This is a genomic window from Pseudoxanthomonas japonensis (assembly GCF_010093445.1).
Classification (GTDB): Bacteria; Pseudomonadota; Gammaproteobacteria; order Xanthomonadales; family Xanthomonadaceae; genus Pseudoxanthomonas_A; species Pseudoxanthomonas_A japonensis.
Map to the genome: position 1 here is coordinate 46,955 of NZ_PDWW01000012.1, position 22,673 is coordinate 69,627.

At 69.2% G+C, this 22,673-nt stretch carries 14 protein-coding genes and 1 tRNA gene; 9 read left to right on the forward strand and 6 right to left on the reverse strand.

The window, feature by feature from the left end; genetic code table 11:
• The first annotated feature begins 112 nt into the window (after nucleotides 1-112).
• The 6 genes from queC (at nucleotide 113) to CSC78_RS10030 (ending at nucleotide 7,620) form a co-directional block, all read left to right on the forward strand.
• Nucleotides 113-778 carry a 7-cyano-7-deazaguanine synthase QueC gene (gene queC / locus CSC78_RS10005; RefSeq protein WP_162337766.1) on the forward strand — a complete coding sequence of 222 codons (666 nt, stop codon included), beginning with the start codon at nucleotides 113-115 and terminating at the stop codon, nucleotides 776-778.
• A 74-nt stretch (nucleotides 779-852) separates the two neighbouring features.
• A tRNA-Lys gene (locus tag CSC78_RS10010) sits at nucleotides 853-928 on the forward strand.
• Between the two features lie 67 nt (nucleotides 929-995).
• On the forward strand, nucleotides 996-2,108 hold the full coding sequence (locus tag CSC78_RS10015; RefSeq protein WP_162337767.1) for a PLP-dependent cysteine synthase family protein: 1,113 nt from the start codon (nucleotides 996-998) through the stop codon (nucleotides 2,106-2,108).
• 27 nt (nucleotides 2,109-2,135) lie between these two features.
• A complete protein-coding gene (locus CSC78_RS10020; protein ID WP_162337768.1) occupies nucleotides 2,136-4,163 on the forward strand; it encodes a M3 family metallopeptidase in 2,028 nt (675 codons plus the stop codon).
• A 119-nt stretch (nucleotides 4,164-4,282) separates the two neighbouring features.
• Entirely contained in the window at nucleotides 4,283-6,463 is a 2,181-nt protein-coding gene (locus tag CSC78_RS10025) for a glycoside hydrolase family 3 N-terminal domain-containing protein (protein WP_162337769.1), read from the forward strand.
• A gap of 5 nt (nucleotides 6,464-6,468) precedes the next feature.
• Nucleotides 6,469-7,620, forward strand: a complete 1,152-nt coding sequence (locus CSC78_RS10030; RefSeq protein ID WP_162337770.1) for an MFS transporter — start codon at nucleotides 6,469-6,471, stop codon at nucleotides 7,618-7,620.
• 5 nt (nucleotides 7,621-7,625) lie between these two features.
• Here CSC78_RS10030 and CSC78_RS10035 read toward each other — a convergent pair whose 3' ends face one another.
• The 3 genes from CSC78_RS10035 to CSC78_RS10045 form a co-directional block, all read right to left on the reverse strand.
• Nucleotides 7,626-8,081 carry a hypothetical protein gene (locus tag CSC78_RS10035; RefSeq protein WP_162337771.1) on the reverse strand — a complete coding sequence of 152 codons (456 nt, stop codon included), beginning with the start codon at nucleotides 8,079-8,081 and terminating at the stop codon, nucleotides 7,626-7,628.
• Nucleotides 8,082-8,184: 103 nt separating this feature from the next.
• Nucleotides 8,185-9,978, reverse strand: a complete 1,794-nt coding sequence (gene recQ / locus CSC78_RS10040; protein WP_162337772.1) for a DNA helicase RecQ — start codon at nucleotides 9,976-9,978, stop codon at nucleotides 8,185-8,187.
• Between the two features lie 963 nt (nucleotides 9,979-10,941).
• Complete coding sequence (locus CSC78_RS10045) at nucleotides 10,942-11,496, reverse strand: Dps family protein (protein ID WP_162337773.1); 555 nt, start codon at nucleotides 11,494-11,496, stop codon at nucleotides 10,942-10,944.
• Nucleotides 11,497-11,584: 88 nt separating this feature from the next.
• Between CSC78_RS10045 and hrpA the strand changes: the two genes are divergently transcribed.
• A complete protein-coding gene (gene hrpA, locus CSC78_RS10050) occupies nucleotides 11,585-15,706 on the forward strand; it encodes an ATP-dependent RNA helicase HrpA (protein WP_162337774.1) in 4,122 nt (1,373 codons plus the stop codon).
• Nucleotides 15,707-15,712: 6 nt separating this feature from the next.
• Here the strand turns inward: hrpA and CSC78_RS10055 are convergent, their stop codons facing one another.
• Nucleotides 15,713-16,261, reverse strand: a complete 549-nt coding sequence (locus CSC78_RS10055; RefSeq protein ID WP_162337775.1) for a hypothetical protein — start codon at nucleotides 16,259-16,261, stop codon at nucleotides 15,713-15,715.
• A gap of 71 nt (nucleotides 16,262-16,332) precedes the next feature.
• On the opposite strand from CSC78_RS10055, the gene CSC78_RS10060 reads away from it, so the two are divergent.
• Complete coding sequence (locus CSC78_RS10060) at nucleotides 16,333-18,492, forward strand: RelA/SpoT family protein (protein WP_162337776.1); 2,160 nt, start codon at nucleotides 16,333-16,335, stop codon at nucleotides 18,490-18,492.
• A gap of 116 nt (nucleotides 18,493-18,608) precedes the next feature.
• Entirely contained in the window at nucleotides 18,609-20,105 is a 1,497-nt protein-coding gene (locus CSC78_RS10065; protein WP_379608816.1) for a hypothetical protein, read from the forward strand.
• On the opposite strand, the gene CSC78_RS10070 is transcribed toward CSC78_RS10065, so the two are convergent.
• Together CSC78_RS10070 and CSC78_RS10075 are read right to left on the reverse strand one after the other, a co-directional pair.
• Nucleotides 20,102-21,409 carry a glycosyltransferase gene (locus CSC78_RS10070; RefSeq protein WP_162337777.1) on the reverse strand — a complete coding sequence of 436 codons (1,308 nt, stop codon included), beginning with the start codon at nucleotides 21,407-21,409 and terminating at the stop codon, nucleotides 20,102-20,104. The two genes, CSC78_RS10065 and CSC78_RS10070, sit on opposite strands and share 4 nt — an antisense overlap.
• Nucleotides 21,410-22,549, reverse strand: a complete 1,140-nt coding sequence (locus CSC78_RS10075) for a glycosyltransferase family 4 protein (protein ID WP_162337778.1) — start codon at nucleotides 22,547-22,549, stop codon at nucleotides 21,410-21,412.
• Nucleotides 22,550-22,673: the final 124 nt, after the last annotated feature.

The window sequence follows — 22,673 nt, forward strand, 5'->3', positions numbered from 1 at the left end:
GGCAGTGATTGGTCATTGGTGATTCGTGATTCGGAGAATCGGTCTTCATTGGCCGAATCACGAATCACGAATCACGAATCACGAATCACGAATCACGAATCACGACTATCCAATGAAAAACGCTGTCGTCCTCCTGTCCGGAGGCATGGACTCCGCCGTCGTCGTCGCCATCGCCCGCGAGCAGGGCTTCGCCGTGCATGCGCTCAGCGTGCGCTACGGCCAGCGGCACACCTCCGAGCTCGATGCCGCCGCGCGCGTCGCCACCACGCTGGGTGCTGCCGCGCACAAGACCGTGCACGTGGACCTGCGCAGCATCGGCGGCTCCGCGCTGACCGACGACATCGACGTGCCGGAAGCCGGTGGGCCGGGCATCCCGGTGACCTACGTGCCGGCGCGCAACACCATCATGCTGTCGGTGGCGCTCGGCTGGGCCGAGGTGCTGGGCGCGAACGACATCTTCTGCGGCGTCAACGCGGTGGACTACTCGGGGTATCCGGATTGCCGGCCCGAGTTCATCGAAGCGTTCGAGAAACTCGCCAACGTGGCGACCAAGGCCGGCGTGGAAGGCGCGGGCCTGCGCATCCAGGCGCCGCTGCTGCACATGAGCAAGGCCGACATCGTGCGTGAGGGCGTGCGCCTGGGCGTCGATTTCGCGCAGACCGTCTCCTGCTACCAGGCCGACGCGGAAGGCCGCGCCTGCGGCCACTGCGATGCCTGCCGCCTGCGCGCGGCCGGCTTCGCCGACGCCGGCGTGCCGGACCCCACGCACTACGTGTGAGCCGGTCGGATTTCGCCCCTTTGCGGACGATGCGCTAGAATGCGCGTCCCGGTGCAAGGCCGGGATGCGTTTCCGGGCCGTTAGCTCAGTCGGTAGAGCAGAAGACTTTTAATCTTTTGGTCGAAGGTTCGAATCCTTCACGGCCCACCACGCACATCCCGCCGACGCGCCATGACTGCGCTGCGTTCGCGTCGGCGCCCGGCAGGGAATCCCACGAGTGACCACGGCAGCGCGTGACTGGACGGCGCAGGCGATCCAGCGCATCGAGGCGGACTACAACCGGTCCGCCGACACCCACCTGATCCCGCTGCCGCTGCCCGGCTTTCCCGGCATCGACGTCTATCTGAAGGACGAATCCAGCCACCCGACCGGCAGCCTGAAGCACCGGCTGGCGCGCTCGCTGTTCCTGTATTCGCTGGCCAACGGCTGGCTGCGCGAGGGTGCGCCGGTGATCGAGGCGTCCAGTGGTTCGACGGCGGTGTCCGAAGCCTACTTCGCGCGTCTGCTCGGCCTGCCCTTCATCGCCGTGATGCCGTCGTCGACGTCGCCCGACAAGATCGCCGCGATCCAGTTCCAGGGTGGGCGCTGCCATCTCGTCGAGCAGGCGGCCGAGATCAACGAAGTTTCCCGGCGACTGGCGCAGGAGAGCGGGGGCCATTTCATGGACCAGTTCACCTACGCCGAGCGCGCCACCGACTGGCGGGCGAACAACAACATCGCCGAGTCCATCTTCAAGCAGATGGAGGCCGAGCCGCATCCGGTGCCGGCGTGGATCGTCTGCAGTCCGGGGACCGGCGGCACCAGCGCCACGCTGGGGCGCTATGTGCGTTACCGCCGGCATCCGACGCGCGTGCTGTGCGCGGATCCAGAGCATTCGGTGTTCTTCGACCAGTATCGCGGCGCCTGCGCCGGTGGCGACGATACGACGCTGACCTGTGCGCGCGGTTCCGGCATCGAGGGCATCGGCCGCCCGCACTGCGAGCCCAGTTTCATCCCCGCCTGCATCGACGCCATGGTGAAGGTGCCGGATGCCCTCAGCCTGGCGGGCATGCGCCACGTCAGCGCGGTGCTGGGGCGGCGTGTCGGCGGGTCGACCGGCACCAATTTCGTCGGCATCCTGGCAGCCGCGGCGCGCATGCGCGAGGCGTGCGAAGCCGGCTCCATCGTCAGCATCCTGTGCGACAGCGGCGAGCGCTACGCGCACAGCTACTACAACCGGGACTGGTATCTCGAGCGCGGCATCCCCATCGTGGACAGCGACGATGCGATCGCCACCGCCGTGGCCGGGCGCGGGCTGCCTTCGCTTGCGCAGGCCGACTGGCCGGACTGAATCCCTTTTGTTGAACGAGGCATCCCCATGACCAACCCGTTGCTCGACTTCTCCGGCCTGCCGCATTTCGACGCGATCCGTCCCGAGCACATCGCACCGGCCATCGACCAGTTGCTGGCCGAGGCCGAGGCGGCGGTGAAAGCGGCGGAAGCCGTCGCCCCGGTGACCTGGGACGCGTTCGTCGTGCCGCTGGATGACGCCACCGAACGTCTGGCGCGGGGCTGGAACCAGGTCACTCACCTGGAAGCCGTGGTGAACACACCGGCGCTGCGCGCCGCCTACAACGCGCAACTGCCTAAGGTGACGCGCTTCTGGAGCGCGCTGGGGCAGAACCTCGCGCTGTACCGCCAGTACCGCACGCTGGCCGATGCACCCGAAACGGCGCAGTACGACGACGCGCGCCGCAAGGTGCTGGACAACGCGCTGCGTGATTTCCGCCTTGGCGGCGCCGAGCTGCCGGACGAACAGAAGGCGCGCTTCGCCGCGGTGAAGGAGGAACTCGCCGGCCTGTCGGCGAAGTTCTCGCAGAACGTGCTCGATGCGACCGACGAGTACGAGTTCTGGATCAAGGACAAGCAGCACCTCGGTGGCCTGCCGCCCGACGTGGTGTCGGCGGCACGCGCCGCGGCCAAGGCCGACGACGAGCCGGGCTGGAAATTCACCCTGCAGATGCCGTGCTACCTGCCGGTGCAAACGTATGCGGACGATCGCGCGCTGCGCGAGACGCTGTACCACGCGAATGCGGTGCGCGCGTCGGAACTGGCCGACAACGAGGCGCTGGACAACTCCGCGCTGATTGATCGCATCCTCGCACTGCGCACCGAACTCGCTGCACTGCTCGGCTTCGCCAGCTACGCGGAGTATTCGCTGGCCACCAAGATGGCCGACACGCCGGATGACGTGCTGGCGTTCCTGCGCGATCTCGCCGCGCGCGCCAGGCCGCATGCGCAGCGCGACCGCGAGGAACTGGACACCTTCGCCCGAGAGCAGCTCGGCCTGGACACACTCGAAGCCTGGGATCTGGCCTATGCAAGCGAGAAGCTGAAGCAGGCGCGCTACAGCTTCTCCGCGCTGGAGGTGAAGCAGTACTTCACCGAGCCCGCGGTGCTGGCCGGGCTGTTCGGCGTGATCAGCGATCTCTACGGCCTACGCGTGGAGCAGGACGAAGCGCCCACCTGGCATCCCGACGTCCGCTTCTACCGGCTGGTGGATGGCGACGGCGCGCTGGTCGGCCAGTTCTACCTCGACCTATACGCGCGCGAAGGCAAGCGCGGCGGTGCGTGGATGGACGACTGCCGCAACCGCCGCGACACCGCGCGCGGTGCGCAAACGCCCCTGGTCTATCTGGTGTGCAACTTCGGCAAGGGCATGGACGGCACGCCGGCCACCTTCAGCCACAACGACGTGACCACGCTGTTCCACGAAATGGGCCACGGCCTGCACCAGCTGCTGACACAGGTCGGCGAACTGGGCGTGGCCGGGATCAACGGCGTCGAGTGGGACGCGGTGGAACTGCCCAGCCAGTTCATGGAGAACTTCTGCTGGGAATGGGAGCGCGTGCAGGCGATGACCGCGCACGTGGACACCAGCGAACCGCTGCCGCGCGCCCTGTTCGACCGGATGGTCGCGGCGAAGAACTACCAGAGCGGCATGGCCACCGTGCGCCAGCTCGAATTCGGCCTGTTCGACATGCAGCTGCACAGCGGCTTCGATCCCGCCGACGACAGCGTGCTTGCGTTGCTGGATCGCGTGCGCGCCGAGGTGGCGGTGAACCTCCCGCCGGACTGGAACCGCTTCCCGCACCAGTTCAGCCATATCTTCGCTGGCGGCTACGGGGCGGGGTACTACAGCTACAAGTGGGCCGAGGTGCTCAGTGCCGACGCCTACGCCGCCTTCGAGGAGGCGCCGGCGCAGGTCGCCGACACCGGCGCGCGCTTCCGCCGCGAGGTGCTGGCGCGTGGTGGCAGCCGGTCCGCCGCCGACAATTTCCGCGCTTTCCGCGGCCGCGCGCCCCGGATCGATGCGCTGCTGCGGCATTCCGGCATGGCCGGCTGAGCGTCGCGGCGGATCCCGGAGGGTAGGGCGGACCCCGTTTCCAGCCGGTTTGACCCCGCCTGTAAACGTTTTCATAATGGCTCCCCCGTTACACCGGCGTTCCCGGGAGGACCGCTTACATGCCGCATCAGCGAAGGATCGAAGGCCTGATCGCCGGGATGACGCTGGAGGAGAAGATCGGCCAGCTCGGCGCCTTCGCCGATGCGCTGCGGCCGTTCGCCTTCGAGGTCAATCCGGAGACCTTCGCGCGCGATGCCGAGCAGGTACGCGAGCAGATACGCAACGGCCGTGTCGGTGCGCTGTTCAACGGCGTGGGCGCGGCGGAAGGCCGCGAGGCACAACGCATCGCGGTGGAGGAGAGCCGGCTCGGCATTCCGCTGCTGCTGGGCGCCGATGTCATCCACGGCATGCGCACGGTATTCCCGATCCCGCTGGGCGAAGCGGCCAGCTTCGAACCCTACCTCGCCGAACGCACCGCGCGCGCTACGGCCAAGGAAGCCACCGCCGCGGGCATCCACTGGACCTTCGCGCCGATGGTCGATGTCGCACGCGACCAGCGCTGGGGCCGCGTGGCGGAAACCTCGGGCGAGGACGTGTACCTGTCCTGCGAGTTCGCCACCGCCCGCGTGCGCGGCTTCCAGGGCGATGATCTGACCGCTCCCGATTCGCTGCTGACCACGCCGAAGCACTTCGCCGCCTATGGCGCGATCTCGGCGGGCCTGGACTACAACTTCGTCGACATGGCGCCGCAGACGCTGCGCGACGTGCACCTGCCGCCGTTCAAGGCCGCGATCGACGCCGGCGCGCTGACGCTGATGAGTTCTTTCAACGACATCAACGGCGTGCCGGCCTCGGCCAACCGCGAACTGCTGACCGACATCCTGCGCGGCGAGTGGAAGTTCGAGGGTTTCGTCGTTTCCGACTACACCTCCGACCTCGAACTGATCGCGCACGGCTACGCCAGCGACGAGGCCGACGCGGCACAGAAGGCGCTGTCGGCCGGTCTGGACATGAGCCTGCAGAGCGGCATCTACGCCGGCCACGTCGCCACGCTGGTGGCCGAAGGTCGGCTGAGCATGGACGAGGTCGATGAGGCCGTGCGCCGCGTGCTGCACGTGAAGGCCGCCGTCGGCCTGTTCGACGATCCCTACCGCTGCCTCGATGCCGAGCGCGAAGCCGACCAGTCGCACATCGCCGCGCACGACGCGCTGGCGCGCGACTGCGCGCGCCGCTCGATCGTGCTGCTGAAGAACGACGGCGACCTGCTGCCGCTGAAGAAGACCGGCCAGCGCATTGCGCTGATCGGACCGTTCGCGCAGGACACCGCCAACCTCGGTGGGTGCTGGAACATCTTCGGCGACGCCTCGCGCATGGTGGACGTGGAAACCGGCGTGCGCGCCGCGCTGGACGATCCGTCCGCGCTGGTCGTGGTGCCGGGCAGTGGCATCGAAGACGCGCTCGACGGCGGCCTCGACGCCGCGGTCGCCGCCGCGCGCGATGCCGACGTCGTGCTGCTGGCCGTGGGCGAGCCGCACGAGTTCTCCGGCGAAGCGCAGTCGCGCACGCAGATCGTGCTGCCCGCCGCGCAGCAGGCGCTGGCCGAGGCGGTCGCCGCCACCGGCACGCAGCTAGTCATAGTGCTGCGCAATGGGCGCGCGCTGGCGCTGGAGGGCGCGGTGCGCGATGCGCAGGCGATCCTGGTGGGCTGGTTCCTCGGTACGCAGACCGGTCCGGCCATCGCCGACGTCGTGTTCGGCGACTACAGCCCGTCCGCGCGCCTGCCGGTGAGTTTCCCGCAGGACGCCGGCCAGCAGCCGTACTTCTACAACCACCCCGCCACCGGTCGGCCCAACGTGCCTGGCACGCCGCGCTTCTTCCAGACGCGCTGGCGCGAAGTTACCCACGCCGCGCTGTATCCGTTCGGCCATGGCCTCTCGTACACCCGCTTCGACTACGGCGTGCCGCAGCTCGATACGCAGACGCTGGGCTGGGATGACACGCTGACCATCCGCACGCGCATCGCCAATAGCGGTACCCGCGACGGTGAAGAAGTCGTTCAGCTGTACCTGCGCGACCGCACCGCCAGCCGCGTGCGGCCGGTGCGCGAGCTGAAGCGCTTCCGCAAGATCGCGCTGGCTGCGGGCGAGTCGCAGGACGTCGAATTCACGCTGACGCGCGCTGATCTGGAGTTCCATGGCGTCGACAATCGCCCTGTCGCCGAGCCCGGCCTGTTCGACCTGTGGGTCGCGCCGTCCAGCGCGGTCGGCGAAGCGGTGCCGTTCGAACTGCTGGCGCCCTGAGCCGCATGTCCGTGGGTGACGCCGCGATGCCGGCCCCCGGCGCGCGCGAACGCATCGCCACCCGCATCGTCTTCTTCATCGGCGGCTTCGCCATCTCGACGTGGGCGCCGCTGATCCCGTTCGCCAAGCACAAGCTGGCGCTGGACGACGGCCAGCTCGGCCTGATGCTGCTGTGCCTGGGCGTGGGCTCGGTATTGATGATGCCGCTGGCGGGCGGGTTGGCCGCGCGCTTCGGCTGCCGCCGCTCGATTCTCGCCGCAGGTGCGATGATCTGCCTGTGCATGCCGGCGCTGATGCTGGCGCCCAGCATTCCCATGCTCGCGCTGGTGCTGGCCGTGTTCGGCGCCAGCATGGGCGTGCTCGACGTGGTGATGAACGTGCAGGCGGTGATCGTCGAACGCGCCAGCGGGCGCGCGATGATGTCCGGCTTCCACGGCATGTACAGCGTCGGCGGCATCGCCGGCGCCGGTGGCGTGGCCGGCACGCTGGCACTGGGCGCGTCGCCGCTGCTGGCGATCGGCGGCATGGCGGTGATCGCCGCGGTGTTGCTGGCCAGCGCACGGCGTGGCCTGCTCGTCGACGGTGGCGACGGCGATCATCCGGCCTTTGTGCTGCCGCGCGGGCGCGTGCTGCTGGTCGGCGCGGTGTGCTTCGCGATGTTCCTGTCGGAAGGCGCGGTGCTGGACTGGAGCGCGGTCTTCCTCACCTCCGTGCGCAACGCCGATCCGGCCACGGCAGGTTTCGGCTACGTGGCCTTCGCGGTGACGATGACGATAGGCCGCCTGACCGGCGACCGCATCGTGCAGGCGCTGGGCGCGTTCCGTGTGGTGCTGTGCGGTGCGCTGGTCGCGGCGGCGGGCTTCACGCTGGCGATCCTGGCGCCGTCGCCGCTGGCCGGGCTGGCGGGCTTTGCGCTGGTCGGTGCCGGTGCGGCAAACGTGGTGCCGGTGATGTTCTCCGCCGCCGGGCGCCAGCGCAGCATGCCCACGCACCTTGCGGTCGCTGCGGTCACCACGATGGGCTATGCGGGCGTGCTGCTGGGACCGGCCGCGCTCGGCTTCATCGCCAAGCTCACCTCGCTGGCGGCAGCGCTGGGCCTGCTGGTCGTGCTGCTGGTCGCGGTGGCGTCGGTCGCGCGCTTCGCCACGCGCGACTGAGCGGTTTACGGGCGCGGTGCGCCGCGCATCATCGGGCCGCCGGGGTAGCCGCCATACGGGCCGCCGTAATAGCCGCCGGGACCGTCGTAGCGGTCCACGTTGATGTTGAGGTTGAACGTACGAGGCTTGCCTTCGTCGTCGTACGTGGTCTTGCAGAGGTTGAGGTTGGCCGCGTTGTAGGTGCTGCGGCCATGGCCCTTGCTGTAGCCGATGCCGGTGGTGACGCTGCCCGACACGCCATCGCCGTCGTCGTCGCCGTAGTAGACGCAGGGATCGACCGGGGTCGTGGACGCGGCCTTCTTCGGACGTGCTGGCTGCGTGTCGCCGTACCAGGTCCCGGGCGGGTCCTTTGCGTAGGTCGCCTCCCGGGGCACGCTCAGGTCGAGTGCTTCCGCCGTCGGCTGCGCGAGCGCAGGCCCGGTGGTCAGCAAGGCCAGCAATGCGATGGGCAAGGTCTTCATGGGACATCCCGGAAGGAGGGCGCGCCGGCTGGCGGACCTGAAAGGCAACCTAACAGCCGGGAATTGAACGTCGGCTGAGATCGACGTCCGGATGCCGGGAACTTCATCCCGCCGCGCCCAGCACGTCGAGCACCCGCTGGCCGTAGCGCTCCAGCTTGGCGCCGCCGATGCCGCCGACCCGCGCCAGGTCGGCCAGCGTGGCGGGCTGTTGCTCAGCGATGTTGCGCAGCGTGCTGTCGTGGAAGATGACGTAGGCGGGGACGTTCTGTTCGCGCGCCAGCTGTGCGCGCAGGTCGCGCAGCACCTGGAAGCGCGGCAGGTCGGCCGCCTGCACCGGCACCCCGCTGCGCGCGCCGCGGTCGCGCTCACGCTTCTCGCGCTGTTCCTTGCGCAGCTGCAGGCGGCGCTCGCCGCGCAGCACCGCGCGGCTGCCCTCGGTCAGGCGCAGGCTGCCGAATTCGGCCTCCACTTCCAGCAAACCACACGACACCAACTGGCGGAACACGCTGCGCCACGCGGTGGCGTCAAGGTCCTTGCCGATGCCGTAGGTGGTCAGGTGGTCGTGGCCGCACTGGCGGATGCGCTCGCTCTCGCTGCCGCGCAGCACGTCGATCACGTGGTTCACGCCGAAGCGCTGGCCGCTGCGGTACACGCAGCTCAAGGCCTTCTGTGCGGCCTCGGAGGCGTCCCAGGTTTCGGCCGGGCTCAGGCAGTTGTCGCAGTTGCCGCACTCGTGCGGGTAGGTCTCGCCGAAGCCGGCCAGCAGCACCTGCCGCCGGCACTGGGTGGATTCGCAATAGCCGAGCAGCTGGTCGAGCTTGCGCCGCTCGAGGCGCTTGCGCTCTTCGCCGGCCTCGCCCTGTTCGATCATCTGCTTCAGCAGCACCACGTCGCCCAGGCCGTAGCACAGCCACGCTTCGGCGGCTTCGCCGTCGCGGCCGGCACGGCCAGTCTCCTGGTAATAGCCTTCCATCGACTTGGGCAGGTCCACGTGCGCCACGAAGCGCACGTCGGGCTTGTCGATGCCCATGCCGAAGGCGATGGTCGCGACCATGACGATGCCGTCCTCGCGCAGGAAGCGGCGCTGGTTGTGCGCGCGCACGCTGGCATCGAGACCGGCGTGGTAGGGCAGGGCGTTGAAGCCCTGCTCGGCCAGGTAGTCGGCGAACTGCTCCACCCGCTTGCGCGACAGGCAGTAGACGATGCCGGCTTCGCCCTGGTGCTTGCGCAGCATGTCGCGCAGCTGGTGGCGCGCATTGTCCTTCTGCACCACGGTGTAGCGGATGTTGGGGCGGTCGAATGAGCTGACGAACTTCTCGGCCTCGACCAGATTCAACCGCTCGGCGATCTCGCGCTGGGTCGGCGGGTCGGCGGTGGCGGTCAGCGCGATGCGCGGCACGTCCGGCCAGCGCTCGTGCAGCAGGGTCAGTTCCAGGTATTCGCGGCGGAAGTCGTGGCCCCAGGCCGAGACGCAGTGCGCTTCGTCGATGGCGAACAGGGCGATGCGGCTGCGGTCCAGCAGCGACAGGAAGCGCCCGGTCAGCAGCCGCTCCGGCGCGACGTACAGCAGGTCCAGTTCGCCGCGCAGCAGGGCCTGTTCGACCTGCTGGGCTTCGTCGGCGGCCAGGGAGGAATTCAGGAAGGCGGCGCGCACGCCGAGCTGGCGCAGCGCGTCCACCTGGTCCTGCATCAGCGCGATCAGCGGCGAGACGACGATGCCGGTGCCGTCGCGCAGCAGGGCGGGCACCTGGTAGCAGAGGGACTTGCCGGCGCCGGTCGGCATGAGGACCAGGGCATCGTGGCCGGCGGCGAGGTGTTCGACGATGGCCTGCTGGTGGCCACGGAAGGCGCTGTAACCGAAGACGCGCTGGAGGGTTTCGAGTGCGGGGGACGACATGGGTGCAAGGATAGCGCGATGACGCGTGTCGGCCTGCTTGGTGGACACCGGGGGCTATCGGAAATCCCTCTGGCTAGAGGTAGGAGTTCATCCTGGTGCGAGCGTAGCGGCTGAAGCCCCTCTCCCCGCGGGAGAGGGGTTGGGGTGAGGGGCAACGGAGTCCGTGTCTTCGTCTCGAGTTGGTAGTGGCCACATCCGCGATGGGCTCTGCTCTTGATGGCCTGCCGGGAGGCACTTCCCATTTCTTAAATATGGCGCCGCTGACCGCGGAGGCCCTACTTTTCTTTGCTTGTGCAAAGAAAAGTAGGCAAAAGAAACACACCCCGGCGGTCCGCCCGCCGCTGTGCGGCGGGTTCGCAGTCCCGGCGGGAATTTTCGTACGGGGCATCCTGCCCCGGCCGAAAACGGCGCACATCCCTGTGCGCCGCCCTGCGGGTTTTACCCGTCGTGACTGCCGGACCTCAGGGGGCCCAAGAGCCACGCCTGATACATCCGAGGCTGCAGCTTTGCTTTTGCTTGCCTTCGGGTCCCCATGAGGCACGGCGAGTGGGCTGGGTACAACCCGAAGGGCGCCGTCATGGATGACGGCGTTTCCGTATGGCGCATGGATGTGCCTTACGGAAATTCCCGGACCGCTCGCGGACCCTGCGCGCAGCGCAGGGCGTGCCGCCTGGGGTGTGTTTCTTTGATTCTTTCTTTGCACAAGCAAAGAAGTGCTCTTCAACAGCCGGATGGCTGGTCAAGAATGCCCCCCGCGGCGAGCGGCACCATGCCTCCATAGAGGCGATCCATCCGCACGTCCACAAACAAAAAGCGCCCGCTTTCCTTTCACAAGCAAAGAAGCGCTCATCAACAGCCGAATGGCTGGTCAAGCAAGGCCCCGCGGCGAGATCCATCCGCACGTCCAGAAACGAAAACGCCCGGACCAGGCCGGGCGTTTCCAGGAAGCCGAGAACGACGCGATTACTGCAACAGCGAGCGCAGCATCCACGCGTACTTCTCGTGCGTCTGCAGACGCTGCGTCAGCAGGTCCTCCGTCGGCGCATCGTCCGCATCATCCGCGATGTCCAGCACCTTGCGGGCCGTCCGGCAGACCGCCTCGTTGCCGATCACCAGCTGGCGTACCATTTCCCGCCAGTCGGCGCTGTCGGTCAGGCCCGGCTCCTCGGGGATCGAGGTCAGGCTGACGAACTCGCGGTACGAGCCGGGTGCATTGAAGCCCAGCGCGCGGATGCGCTCGGCGATCTCGTCCAGCGCCGTCCACTGCTCCGTGTACTGCGTCTCGAACATCGTATGCAGCGAATTGAACATCGCGCCGGTGATGTTCCAGTGGAAGTTGTGGGTCTTCAGGTAGAGCGTGTAGCTGTCGGCCAGGAAGCGCGACAGGCCGTCGGCGATCTTCTTGCGTTCGCCGCTGCTGATCCCGATATCGATGTTGGGTGCCGACGGGGCGGCCGCGAGCGGCGCGGCCACGGAGGCGGGCTTGGTCTTGGCGGGCTTGGTCTTCGGCTTGGCCATGCGGATGCTCCTGTAGGTGGGTTGAGACGGCACAATGGACACACTAGAACATGTGGCGTGAGCAAAAAGTTTCAAGCGCGTGCTGAAGATGAGTACTCCCCGTAACCCTTCCCCCCGTCCCGACCGCGCCGCCCTCGACCAGGGCCGGCAGTCGCTCGACCGCGCGCTAAGCCGCGACCGCGGCCGCCTGCACGGGCTGTGGTCGCGCTGGCAGGGCAAGCCGGCCGATGCCGGTGCGCGCCAGGCCTTCGAACAGGCATTGACCGCCTCTATCGCCACCCGCGAACGGCGTCTGGCGACCGTGCCGGTGGTGACGCTGGACGAGGCGCTGCCGATCGCCCGGGAGGGCGAGCGCATCGTCGAGCTGATCCGGAACCACCAGGTCGTCGTGATCGCCGGCGAGACCGGCTCCGGCAAGACCACCCAGCTGCCCAAGCTGTGCCTGGCCGCCGGCCGCGGCGTGGCCGGCATGATCGGCTGCACGCAGCCACGCCGCATCGCCGCGCGCGCGGTCGCACGCCGCGTGGCCGACGAACTGAAGACCGAACTCGGCCGCGGCGTCGGCTTCCAGGTGCGCTTCAACGACCAGGTCGGCGAAGACACCCACATCAAGTTCATGACCGACGGCATCCTGCTGGCGGAGATCGCCAGCGACCGCTGGCTGTCGGCCTACGACACGATCGTCGTCGACGAGGCGCACGAACGCAGCCTCAACATCGACTTCCTGCTCGGCTACCTGAAGCAGCTGCTGCGCAAGCGCCGCGACCTGAAGGTCATCGTCACTTCGGCCACCATCGACACCGCGCGTTTCGCCAGACACTTCGACGACGCGCCGGTGATCAGCGTGGAAGGCCGCACCTACCCGGTCGAGGTGCGCTACCGCGCGCCCGAAAGCGAGAGAGACGGCGAGGGCGAGCAGGAAGGCGACCGCACCGTCAACGACGCCATCGTGGCGGCGGTGGACGAGATCACCCGGCTGGACGCGCGCGGCGACGTGCTGATCTTCCTGCCCGGCGAGCGCGAGATCCGCGACGCGCACCAGTCGCTGGAGCGCCGCAAGTACCGCAACACCGAGGTATTGCCGCTGTATGCGCGGCTGTCCAACCAGGACCAGGACCGGGTGTTCAACCCCGGCCCGAACCGGCGCATCGTGCTGGCCACCAACGTGGCCGAGACCTCGCTGACGGTGCCGCGCATCCGCTACGTGGTCGATCCCGGGTTCGCGCGCGTCAAGCGCTACAGCCCGCGCAGCAAGCTCGACCGTCTGCACATCGAACCGGTGTCGCAGGCCAGCGCCAACCAGCGCAAGGGCCGCTGCGGACGCATCGCCGAAGGCATCTGCTACCGGCTGTACTCGGAAGCGGATTTCCAGGCGCGCGCGGAATTCACCGATCCCGAGATCCGCCGTTCCAGCCTGGCCGGCGTGATCCTGCGCATGCTGCAACTGGGCCTGGGCCGGATCGAAGACTTCCCGTTCCTGGAAGCGCCGGACGAGCGGGCCGTCGCCGACGGCTGGCAGCAGCTGACCGAGCTCGGCGCCATCGACGGCGAGCGCCGCATGACCGCGATCGGCCGGCAGATGGCACGCCTGCCGGTGGACGTGAAGCTGGCGCGGATGCTGGTGGCCGCGCAGGCGGCGGGCTGCCTGCGGCCGATGCTGGTGATCGCCTCGTTCCTCGGTATCCAGGATCCGCGCGAACGCCCGGCCGACGCGCGCGGCGCGGCGGACACCGCGCATGCGCAGTTCGCCGACGCCCGCTCCGAGTTCGTCGGCGTGCTGCGGCTGTGGGATGCCTACCGCCAGGCGCATGAGGACCTGACCCAGTCGAAGCTGCGCGACTGGTGCGGCCGCCATTTCCTTGGCTTCCTGCGCATGCGCGAATGGCGCGAGCTGCATCGCCAACTGCGCCTGCTGTGCGAGGAACTGGGCTGGAAGGAAGAAGCCAGCGAAGCGTCGCTGGCGCCGCTGCTCGCCGGCAGCAGCGCACCGCCGGCCGCGCGCGAGGACAGCGCCGCGGCGGTGAAGGCCACGCGTGGCCAGCTGCATCGCGCCGCACGCCTGGCGCGCGAAGGCAAGGCCGAGCCCGCGCCGGCACCGGTGGCCGTGCGTGCGCAGCAGGACCAGGCGCCTGCCGGTGGTGGCTTCAGTGAGCGCGTGCGCGCCAGCGCCTACCAGACGCTGCATCGCGCGCTGGTGGCCGGCCTGCCCACGCAGATCGGCCATCGCACCGACAAGGGCGACTACCAGGCGCCGCGCCAGCGCCGCTTCCTGCCATTCCCGGGGTCGCCGCTGTCCAAGCGGCCGCCGCCGTGGCTGCTGGCGGCCAACCTGCTGGACACGCAGAAGGTGTGGGGCATGACCCTGGCCACGATCGAGCCGGACTGGGTGATCGCCGAACTGCCGCACCTGCTGCTGCGCAAACATTTCGATCCGCACTGGTCGCGCGCGCAGGGCCAGGTGCTGGCGTCGGAGCAGATCAGCCTGTTCGGGCTGGTGCTGGCGCCGAAGAAGCCGGTGCACTACGGCCGCATCGCCCCGGGCGAAGCGCACGACCTGTTCGTGCGCCAGGGCCTGGTGACCGGCGAGATCAACACGCGCGCGTCCTTCGTCGCCGACAACCTGAAGACGCTGGAGCAGGCGCGCGAAGAAGAAGCCAAGCTGCGCCGCGCCGGCCTGGTCGCCGACGAGGACTGGCAGGCACGCTGGTACCTGGACCGCATCCCGTCCGAGATTCATTCCGCCGCCAGCCTGGATACGTGGTGGAAGGCGCTTCCGCCGGACAAGCGTCGTGCGCTGCACTGGTCGCTGGCCGACCTGTTGCCGGGCGAAGGCAGCGAGGAAGACCGCTATCCGAAGTACTTCGCGCTCGGCGATGCGCGGTTGCCGCTGCACTACCGGTTCGAGCCGGGTTCGGTTGACGATGGCGTGACGCTGGAGGTGCCGCTGCACCTGCTCAACGCGCTGGATCCCGCACGCCTGTCGTGGTTGGCGCCGGGGTTCGTCGCCGACAAGGCGGCCGGGCTGATCCGCAGCCTGCCCAAGGCGATGCGGCGCAACTATGTGCCGGCACCGGATTTCGGTCGCGCGTTCTTCGAAGCGTTCGCGAAACCGACCGCCGACGACATCCGGGGCGAACTGGCGCGGTTCCTGTCGCGTGCGACCGGCGTGGCGGTCAGCGCGCTCGACTTCGACGACGCGGCGCTGGAGCCGCACCTGCGCATGAACCTGCGGCTGCGCGAGGATCCGCGCGGTGGCGGCGAAGGAAAAGTGCTGGCCGAGTCACGCGATCTCGATGCACTGCGTGCGCGCTTCGGTGCGAAGGCGGGACAGGCGTTCGCGGCGCGTGCCGGTCGCGAGATGGCGGCGACGGGATTGCGCGAGTTCCCTGCGCAGCCGATCCCGCGCGAGGTGCCCGGCGAGGCCGGCGTGCCGGCCTATCCGGCGTTGCGCGACGAGGGCGAGACGGTGGCATTGCAGGTATTCGCCGACCGTGCCGAAGCCGATGCCGCGCATCCGCGCGGCGTGCGCCGCCTGCTGGAGATCGCGCTGGCCGACAAGGTGAAGCAAGCACGCAAGCAGCTGCCCGTGTCGCCGAAGACTGGCCTGCTGTATGCGGCGATCGAATCGCAGGAGCGCCTGCGGGGCGACATCGTCGATGCGGCGATGAATGCCGTGCTGGCGGGCGGGCTGGACGCGATCCGCGACCGTGCCGCATTCGAGCACCGGCGCGACGACGCCGGCAAGCGCCTGTTCGGCGAAGCGATGGAGCGGCTGAAACTCGCCGAGGCGATCCTGTCCGCGGTGGCGGAGCTGAAGCCGCAACTCGACGCACCGCTGATGGGCTGGGCGCGCGGCAACCTCGACGACCTTCGCGCGCAACTGGCGGCGCTGGTGCATCCCGGCTTCCTGCGCGACACGCCCGCCGACGCGCTGGCGCAGTTGCCGCGCTACCTGAAGGCGATGACGCTGCGCGCCGAGCGCGCCAAGCGCGATCCGGCGAAGGACCAGGCGCGCATGCTGGAACTCAAGCCGTTCGCCGACGCACTGGCGCAGGCGAACGAGGACGGCATCGCGCAGGCGGCGGACTGGCAGGCGCTGCGCTGGGACCTGGAGGAACTGCGGGTATCGGTGTTCGCGCAGGAACTGGGCGCGAAGAGCGGCGTGTCGCCGAAGAAACTCGCGCAGCGCCTGCAGGCGCTGCGCGGGTGAGGCGGCTTACTTGATGCGACGGACCTTGGCGGGCGTGTTGTAGCCGTCGATGCGCAGGAACCAGTTGTTGAACAAGCCCGGCTTGATGGTGACGGCAGGGTTCGTCTTGCGCACGCCGTTGAGGCTTGCAGCCTCGATCTGTTCCCAGACCTGGCCGTTGGCAAGCGTATAGCGGTTGCCCTTGGAGAAGCCCTTGAATTCGCCGGCCAGCGTGCTCTTGATGGGCTCATCCGAGCCGAAATCGAAGAACCCGCGGTTCTCCTGCTCGACCTGCTTTCGCGTGTCATCCTTGGCTTGCGTGATGGCGGTCTGCGTTTCCTGGCGCACTTGTTCCACTGCGCGCGCGGTCTCCGCGCCGACCTTGCGGGTGAGCCAGCCACTCAGAGCGGCGAGTTCAGCATCGCTGAGCTTGTCGAGGCCGGCGGCCTTGAACTCGTCGGCGGTCATCGACTCGCGCAGGTTGGCGAAGCGCGCGTCGTTGGCGTTGTCCTGTGCGAAGGCGAGCACCGGTGCGGTCGCCAATGCGATGGATAGAAACAAGCGGCTCATCTTCATGGGTGTTCCTATGGTCGGCTGGCCGGTAGTGTAGTCATTCCTGCGGCCCTTGGTCGCACGTCCACATTGCCATGAATCCCCCCGTTCACGACATCGCCACCCTGCTGCAGCGGCCCGCCCTTGGGGTGGTGCCGGACCCTGCGCGGCGAGCGCTGACCGAAGCCGCGACGGCAACGGACGCGCGGATCGGCATGCCCGATGCGGCCGAGGTGCTGGCCGATACGCTGGACACGCTGGTGACGCTGGGTGCGGACGCCGACGTCATCCTGGCCGCCCTCCTGCATGGGCTGCCGGCGCTTCAACCCGCCCTGGGACGCATCATGGCAGGCAAGCAGGTGCCCGGACTGGCGGATCTGCTGGAGGGCCAGGTCGCGGCCGCGCAGGTCTGGGCGCTGCACGCGGAGCAGGCGCGCAGCGGCAACACGGAAGGCCTGCGCCGGCTGCTGCTGGCGATCGTGCGCGACCTGCGCGTGGTCACCATCCTGCTGGCCCGACAGCTCGCGCGCATGCGCGCCGCGGGCGCCTTGCCGGAATCGGAGCGCCAGGCGTTGGCGCGCCTCACCCGCGACATCCATGCGCCGCTGGCCAACCGGCTGGGCATCTGGCAGCTGAAATGGGAACTGGAAGACCTCGCGTTCCGCTACCTGCAGCCGCAGGTGTACAAGCAGATCGCCACGCAACTCGATGAAAAGCGCCTCGGTCGCGAGCGCTACATCGGCGAGGTCATCGACGCGCTGCGGGCGGCACTGGCCGAGAACGGGATCCACGCGGACGTCAGTGGTCGGCCGAAGCACATCTACAGCATCTGGCGGAAGATGCAGCGCAAGCAGGTCGGCTTCGACGAGCTGTACGACCTGCGTGCGGTGCGTATCGCGGTGGACGACGTCGCCGCGTGCTATGCCGCGCTGGGCATCGTGCACGCACTGTGGGTGCCGATCCCCAGCGAGTTCGACGACTACATCGCTCGCCCGAAGGCCAACGACTACCGCTCGCTGCATACGGCCGTGGTCGGCCCGGAAGGTCGCACGGTGGAGGTGCAGATCCGCACGCACGAGATGCACGCGCAGGCCGAACTGGGCGTGGCGGCGCACTGGAAATACAAGGAAGGCAAGGGCGGCGGCGATGCCTTCGATCGCAAGATCGCGTGGATGCGCCGGCTGCTGGATGGCGCGGGCGACGGCTCCGTGGGCGAAGGCAGCCTGGCGGGTGAACTCGATGCGGAACTGGTCGAGGATCGCATCTATGCGCTGACGCCAAAGGGCGAGGTGGTCGACCTGCCGCGCGGCGGCACCGTGCTCGACTTCGCGTACCACGTGCACACGATGGTCGGGCACCGCACGCGCGGCGCCAAGGTCAACGGCCGCATCGTGCCGCTCAACCACGTGCTGCGCAGCGGCGACCGCGTCGAGATCATGACGTCGAAAGAGCCGGAGCCGCGTCGCGACTGGTTGCTGCAGGCCAACGGCTTCCTCGCCAGCGGGCGCTCGCGCGACAAGGTGCGGGCGTGGTTCCACAAGCTCGACCGCGCGCGCAACTTGCAGGCCGGGCGCGAGCTGCTGGACAAGGAACTGAAGCGGCTCGGACTGCACCACGCCGACCTGACGGGCGCGGCGAAGAAGTTCCATGCCGACAGCGTCGAGGAGCTGTACATCCAGGTCGCGCTGGGCGATGTCGGCCCGCACCAGGTCGGGCGTGCGCTGCACGAAGAGCAACGTGCGGCGGCCGAGCCGGATGCGGTGTCGCTGCCGGTACTGCGGCCACCGCGCAGGGTCGCCAAGCCTGGCAAGTCGAAGTTCACCGTGCAGGGCGTGGGCAACCTGCTGGTGCAGCTGGCCAAGTGCTGCCAGCCGGTGCCCGGCGAACCCATCGCCGGTTACCTGACGCGGGTGCGTGGCGTGACCGTGCATCGCGCGGACTGCGCGGCGTTCGCGCGCCTGGCGGCCACCAGCCCGCAACGCGTGCTGCCGGTGGAATGGGGGCAGGCCGGCGGCGGCTATGAAGTCGACGTGCAGGTCACCGCGCTCGACCGCAAGTGGCTGCTCAAGGACATCACCACGCTGATCGCGCAGGAAGAAGCCAACGTGCTGGACATCAACAGCCAGAGCAACCGCACCAGTGGCCGCGTGCACCTGCGCCTGCGGCTGAAGGTGGCCGACTTCGGCCAGCTCTCCACGCTGCTGGGCAAGCTCGATGCATTGCCCGGGGTCGAAGACGCGCGACGTTCAGGCTGAGTGGGTATGCTGCGGGCGTGACCCGCGAAGACCACCAGGGCGCCGGACGGGGCCGACGCATCGAACCGCGCATCGACTGGACGCGCGGCGCGGCGGGCGATCCCGCGGCGCCCCGCGTGGCGGCGGTCCCTGCCTGGCGCGATCGCCGGCATTGGCGCTGGGTCGCCGGTCTCGCCATCCTCTTCATCGTGCTCGTCATCGCGTTCCGCCAGCCGCTGGCAGACGTGCTGTGGCCGCAGACCCGTATCCAGTCGCTGCTCGACCAGGCGGACCAGGCGCTGCGTGCCGGCCATCTGGATGCGACCGATGGCAGCGGCGCGCGCCAGCTCTACGAAGCCGCGCAGGCGCTGGACAACGACCGCACCGAGGCTGCCGACGGCCTTGGCCGCGTCGCGCAGGCCGCGTTGCGTGCGGCGGACGTCGCGCTCGGACAGGGCCGTTTCGACGAGGCCCGCGCGCACCTCGCGCTCGCCCGCGACCTGCAGGTGCCGCGACCGCAGGCGGATGCGCTGGCGCTGCGTTTGCGCACGCGCGAAGCCGAGCATGCCGGTGTCGATGGCCTGCTCGCCGCCGCGGCGCGCGCGCAGGCGGACGAGCGCCTGTGGGGCGGCGACGACACGGCCCTGCCGCTGTACCAGCGCGTGCTGGCGCTGCAGCCGACGCGCATCGAGGCGCTGGAGGGCAGGGAAGACGCGCTGTCCGACCTGCTGCAGGAGGCCGGATCGCATCTCCGCCGCGGCGAGATCGGCGAAGCCGCCGCCAGGATCACCTCGGCGCGCACGTTCGACGCCGGCCATGTCGACCTGCCGCAGGCGGAAGCGGCGCTGGCCGCGGCCGTCGACGCGCGACGTCGCGCCGGTGCGCGCGATCTGGCGCGCGGCAGGCTGGCGTCCGCACGCGCGGCCTACGAAGCGGTCCTGTCTGCCGCGCCCGACGACGGCGGTGCGCGGCAGGGCCTGGAGCAGATCGGCATCGCACACGCGCGGCAGGCGGAGCGCGAGGCGGGCGATTTCGATTTCGTGCAGGCACGACACGAGTTGGGCCTCGCCCGCGAACTGGCGCCGCAGTCGGGTCGTCTGGCGCAGGCGGAGCAGGCCGTCGCGCGGGCACGCGAGGTACAGCAACGTCAGGGCGCGACCGCGTCCCTCGGTGCGCGTGAACGCGAGCGCCGCGTCGTCGCGCTGCTCGCGCGGATGGCGCAGGCCGAGGCGCAGGGCCAATGGCTGACGCCGCCCGGCGAAAGCGCCTACGACACCTTGCGCGCGGCGCAGGCGCTCTCGCCTGACAGCCCAGCGGTGAAGCAGGCCGCGACCCGCCTGCTGCCCGCCGTCCGCAACTGCTACGAGGAAGAACTGCGCGCCAATCGCATCCGTCGCGCGCAGGCCTGCCAGCAAGCCTGGCAGACCCTGCAGCCGCGCGATCCAGCGCTGGTGGACGCACGACGGAGGCTGGCGGAAAAATGGATCGCCGTCGGCACAGAGCGGCTCGGGGCGGGCGACTTGGCGTTCGCGACCGAGGCACGGGACCAGGCACATGCGCTCGATGCGCAGGCCGGCGGCTTCGCAGAGTTCGAGCAGCGCGTGCAATCCGCGACGACCGGTCGCAGCCCCTAGGCCTTCCGTACCAGAGACCGCGCCAGCGCATCGATCGTGGCGGCCGACGCGCGCCAGTGCCAGGGTGCGACCGACGCCGGCCCGAGATCCAGTCCGTCCGCGAAACGGCCGGCCCGCTTGTCCGCGATCAGGCTGCGCACGCGCTCCGCGATGGGGCCTTCGCGGTTCTCGCATGACCAGCCACGGCGGAGGCCGGCGACGAACGTCGCGATCGCATCGTCCGCGTCGCCCAGATGGAGGATCGGACGGCAGGCGCCGAGGTACTCGTAGATCTTGCCCGGTACCTGGCTGGGGTCGGCGTTGCCGATGTTGACCAGCACGTCCGCGCGCCGCTGCAGGTCTAGCGCCTGCGCATGCGGAAGAAAGCCGAGGACCCGCACCTGGTCCGGCAGCTCGCGGGCGAACTCGATCACGCTCGCCGGCAGGGCGACCGACGCGATGTTGAGCCGGGCTTCGGGCAGCTCACGCAGCGCTTCCAGCAACGCGTCCGGCCGGCGGAAGCGGTAGAAGCTGCCCGTGTACAGCAGCTCAAGCCGATACGGCGCGAACAGGCCATCATCGCCCGGCGGCACGGGATGATCGCCCGCATGGCCTTGGGTCACCACGGTGACGCCGGCATCACGGTGATGGCGTTCGGCCAGCAGGGCGGCGGCGGCCGGTGTCGTGACCAGGATGTGGTCCGCCGTCTCGGCCACCTTCCGTTCAAGCATCCACGCGCGCCTCCGCCAGCGGGCCGGAGTGTAGGGTGCGAGCACGGGATCGCCGAGATCGGCGATCCACGGCAGTCCGCGCCGCTTCGCACGCAGCCCCAACTGCAGCGATGTCGCCGGTTCGTGCGAGCTGATGACCAGGTCGGGAGGATCCGTCTCGAGCATCCGGTCGAGCCGGCGACGCGCCCAAGGCAGCCATTCCCCGCGTACGTCGGGGAAGATAACCCTTGCCGCCGCGCCCTGCAGCAGATCGGACAGGGCCTGCTTCCAGCCCTGCCGACTGGCCGAATTGGTTGGCGCGAGGGCGGGCACGCCGCCAATATCCGCAACGTCCGCGCGGTCGCGCCGAAGTCCGCGGCGATGGCGTCGTTCGCGGAGCGTCGCCAGGCAGCCGCGGACCGGTCCCGCGAACGTGCGGGTCACGACGATGTCCGCGGGCAGCGCCGGCAATCCCGTCGATGTGCCACCCAGGTTGATCGTGAGCACGCTGATGCGATGGCCGCGCTCTGCCAGGTAGCGGGCCAGGTAGGTCCAGCGCAGCGACTGCGGCGACGGGCTGGGCGGAAACTCGTAGGCGATCAGCAGGATGTGCATTCAGGTGTCGCGACCGTGGCAACGGATATCGAGCGAGGCTTCGATCCCCGGGATCGCTGAGGCGATCGAGAAATGGCGCCGCACGTTCTCGCGGCCTTGTTGCGACAGCGATACCCACAGCGCACCCTCGTCCAGCAATCGCTGCACGGCGTCCGCGAAGCCGTCGGCATCGCCGGCGACCAGTACGTCGTGGCCGTGCCGCAGATGCATGCCCTCGACGGCGCTCGGGGACGCGACGGTGGGGAGGCCAAAGGCCATGTAATGGTTGATCTTGCCTTTCACGCCAGCTCCGAACCTGAGCGGAGCAAGACCGACATGGCAAGTCTCGAAGAGTGCTTGGACGTCGTCGAGTTGGCCGTGGAAGACGACGTTGTGCGGAACGACCAAGTCGTGTGCAGCCGCCTCCAGGCCGCGTCCCACCAGGTGAAGTTCGCATTCCGGCCGGCGACGCAGGATCAGCGGAAGGATGTCGGTCAGCAGCCAGCGCACGCCGTCCAGGTTGGGCGGATGCTGGGCGCCTCCCACGAAGACCAGTCTTGCACCGGTTGGCCTGCTCGGTGCGGTCGCAGGAAGCAGGTGGATGTTGGAGACGATTTCGACGCGCGCATCCGGCGCGATGTCGCGGAGCAGGTCGCGCTCCGCCTCGCTGACCACCCAGGTTACGTCGGCGTCCCGGATGGCACGCAACTCATGGCGACGGGTAGCGCGTGCGGCGGACCGCAACAGGCGGCGCGAGCGGAGGTTCGCTTCACCGAGTTCCCTGACGTGATGGAGGTCGACGGTGTCGACGATCTTCAGCGCGCGCGGATGGGCGCGGCGCAGGAACGGAAGCCACGACCATGCCAGGTGGTAGCGGCTGACGATGACGGCGTCGTAATGCATGCCTTCGCGTGCGAACCATGATTCGGGCCGCTGCGCGCCGATGTCTGGGCAGTGCACGCCGATATCCTGCAAGCGTTGTTGTCCCGTGGTGTTGCCGATGCGGGACAGAGGCAGCACGTCGATGCGGTGCCCCATCGCCACCAGCAGCCGCAGCAGATTGAACATCCTCAGCGAACCCGAATCGCGCGAGGGCTCGGGCAGTTGCTCGTCCACCCATAGCACGGACAAGGGTCGATCCGTTTGCGGCACGTCGAGCATGTCGGCGTGCGCGACGGCCGCCGGTGGGATGGCCGCAGCGGGGACAGCGGCCGCGGCGCGTGAAAGAAGCGCCTTCCATCCCCTGGCGTGCAGCAGGACCCTGGCGCGATGCAGGCGGGACAAC

What these genes read in the sequence shown, in the direction of transcription:
- queC (WP_162337766.1), top strand. Translation starts at nt 113, where the DNA reads ATGAAAAACGCTGTCGTCCTCCTGTCCGGAGGCATGGACTCCGCCGTC.
- CSC78_RS10020 (WP_162337768.1), top strand. Translation starts at nt 2,136, where the DNA reads ATGACCAACCCGTTGCTCGACTTCTCCGGCCTGCCGCATTTCGACGCG.
- CSC78_RS10025 (WP_162337769.1), top strand. Translation starts at nt 4,283, where the DNA reads ATGCCGCATCAGCGAAGGATCGAAGGCCTGATCGCCGGGATGACGCTG.
- CSC78_RS10030 (WP_162337770.1), top strand. Translation starts at nt 6,469, where the DNA reads ATGTCCGTGGGTGACGCCGCGATGCCGGCCCCCGGCGCGCGCGAACGC.
- CSC78_RS10035 (WP_162337771.1), bottom strand. Translation starts at nt 8,081, where the DNA reads ATGAAGACCTTGCCCATCGCATTGCTGGCCTTGCTGACCACCGGGCCT.
- recQ (WP_162337772.1), bottom strand. Translation starts at nt 9,978, where the DNA reads ATGTCGTCCCCCGCACTCGAAACCCTCCAGCGCGTCTTCGGTTACAGC.
- CSC78_RS10045 (WP_162337773.1), bottom strand. Translation starts at nt 11,496, where the DNA reads ATGGCCAAGCCGAAGACCAAGCCCGCCAAGACCAAGCCCGCCTCCGTG.
- hrpA (WP_162337774.1), top strand. Translation starts at nt 11,585, where the DNA reads ATGAGTACTCCCCGTAACCCTTCCCCCCGTCCCGACCGCGCCGCCCTC.
- CSC78_RS10055 (WP_162337775.1), bottom strand. Translation starts at nt 16,261, where the DNA reads ATGAAGATGAGCCGCTTGTTTCTATCCATCGCATTGGCGACCGCACCG.
- CSC78_RS10060 (WP_162337776.1), top strand. Translation starts at nt 16,333, where the DNA reads ATGAATCCCCCCGTTCACGACATCGCCACCCTGCTGCAGCGGCCCGCC.
- CSC78_RS10070 (WP_162337777.1), bottom strand. Translation starts at nt 21,409, where the DNA reads ATGCACATCCTGCTGATCGCCTACGAGTTTCCGCCCAGCCCGTCGCCG.
- CSC78_RS10075 (WP_162337778.1), bottom strand. Translation starts at nt 22,549, where the DNA reads ATGCTCGACGTGCCGCAAACGGATCGACCCTTGTCCGTGCTATGGGTG.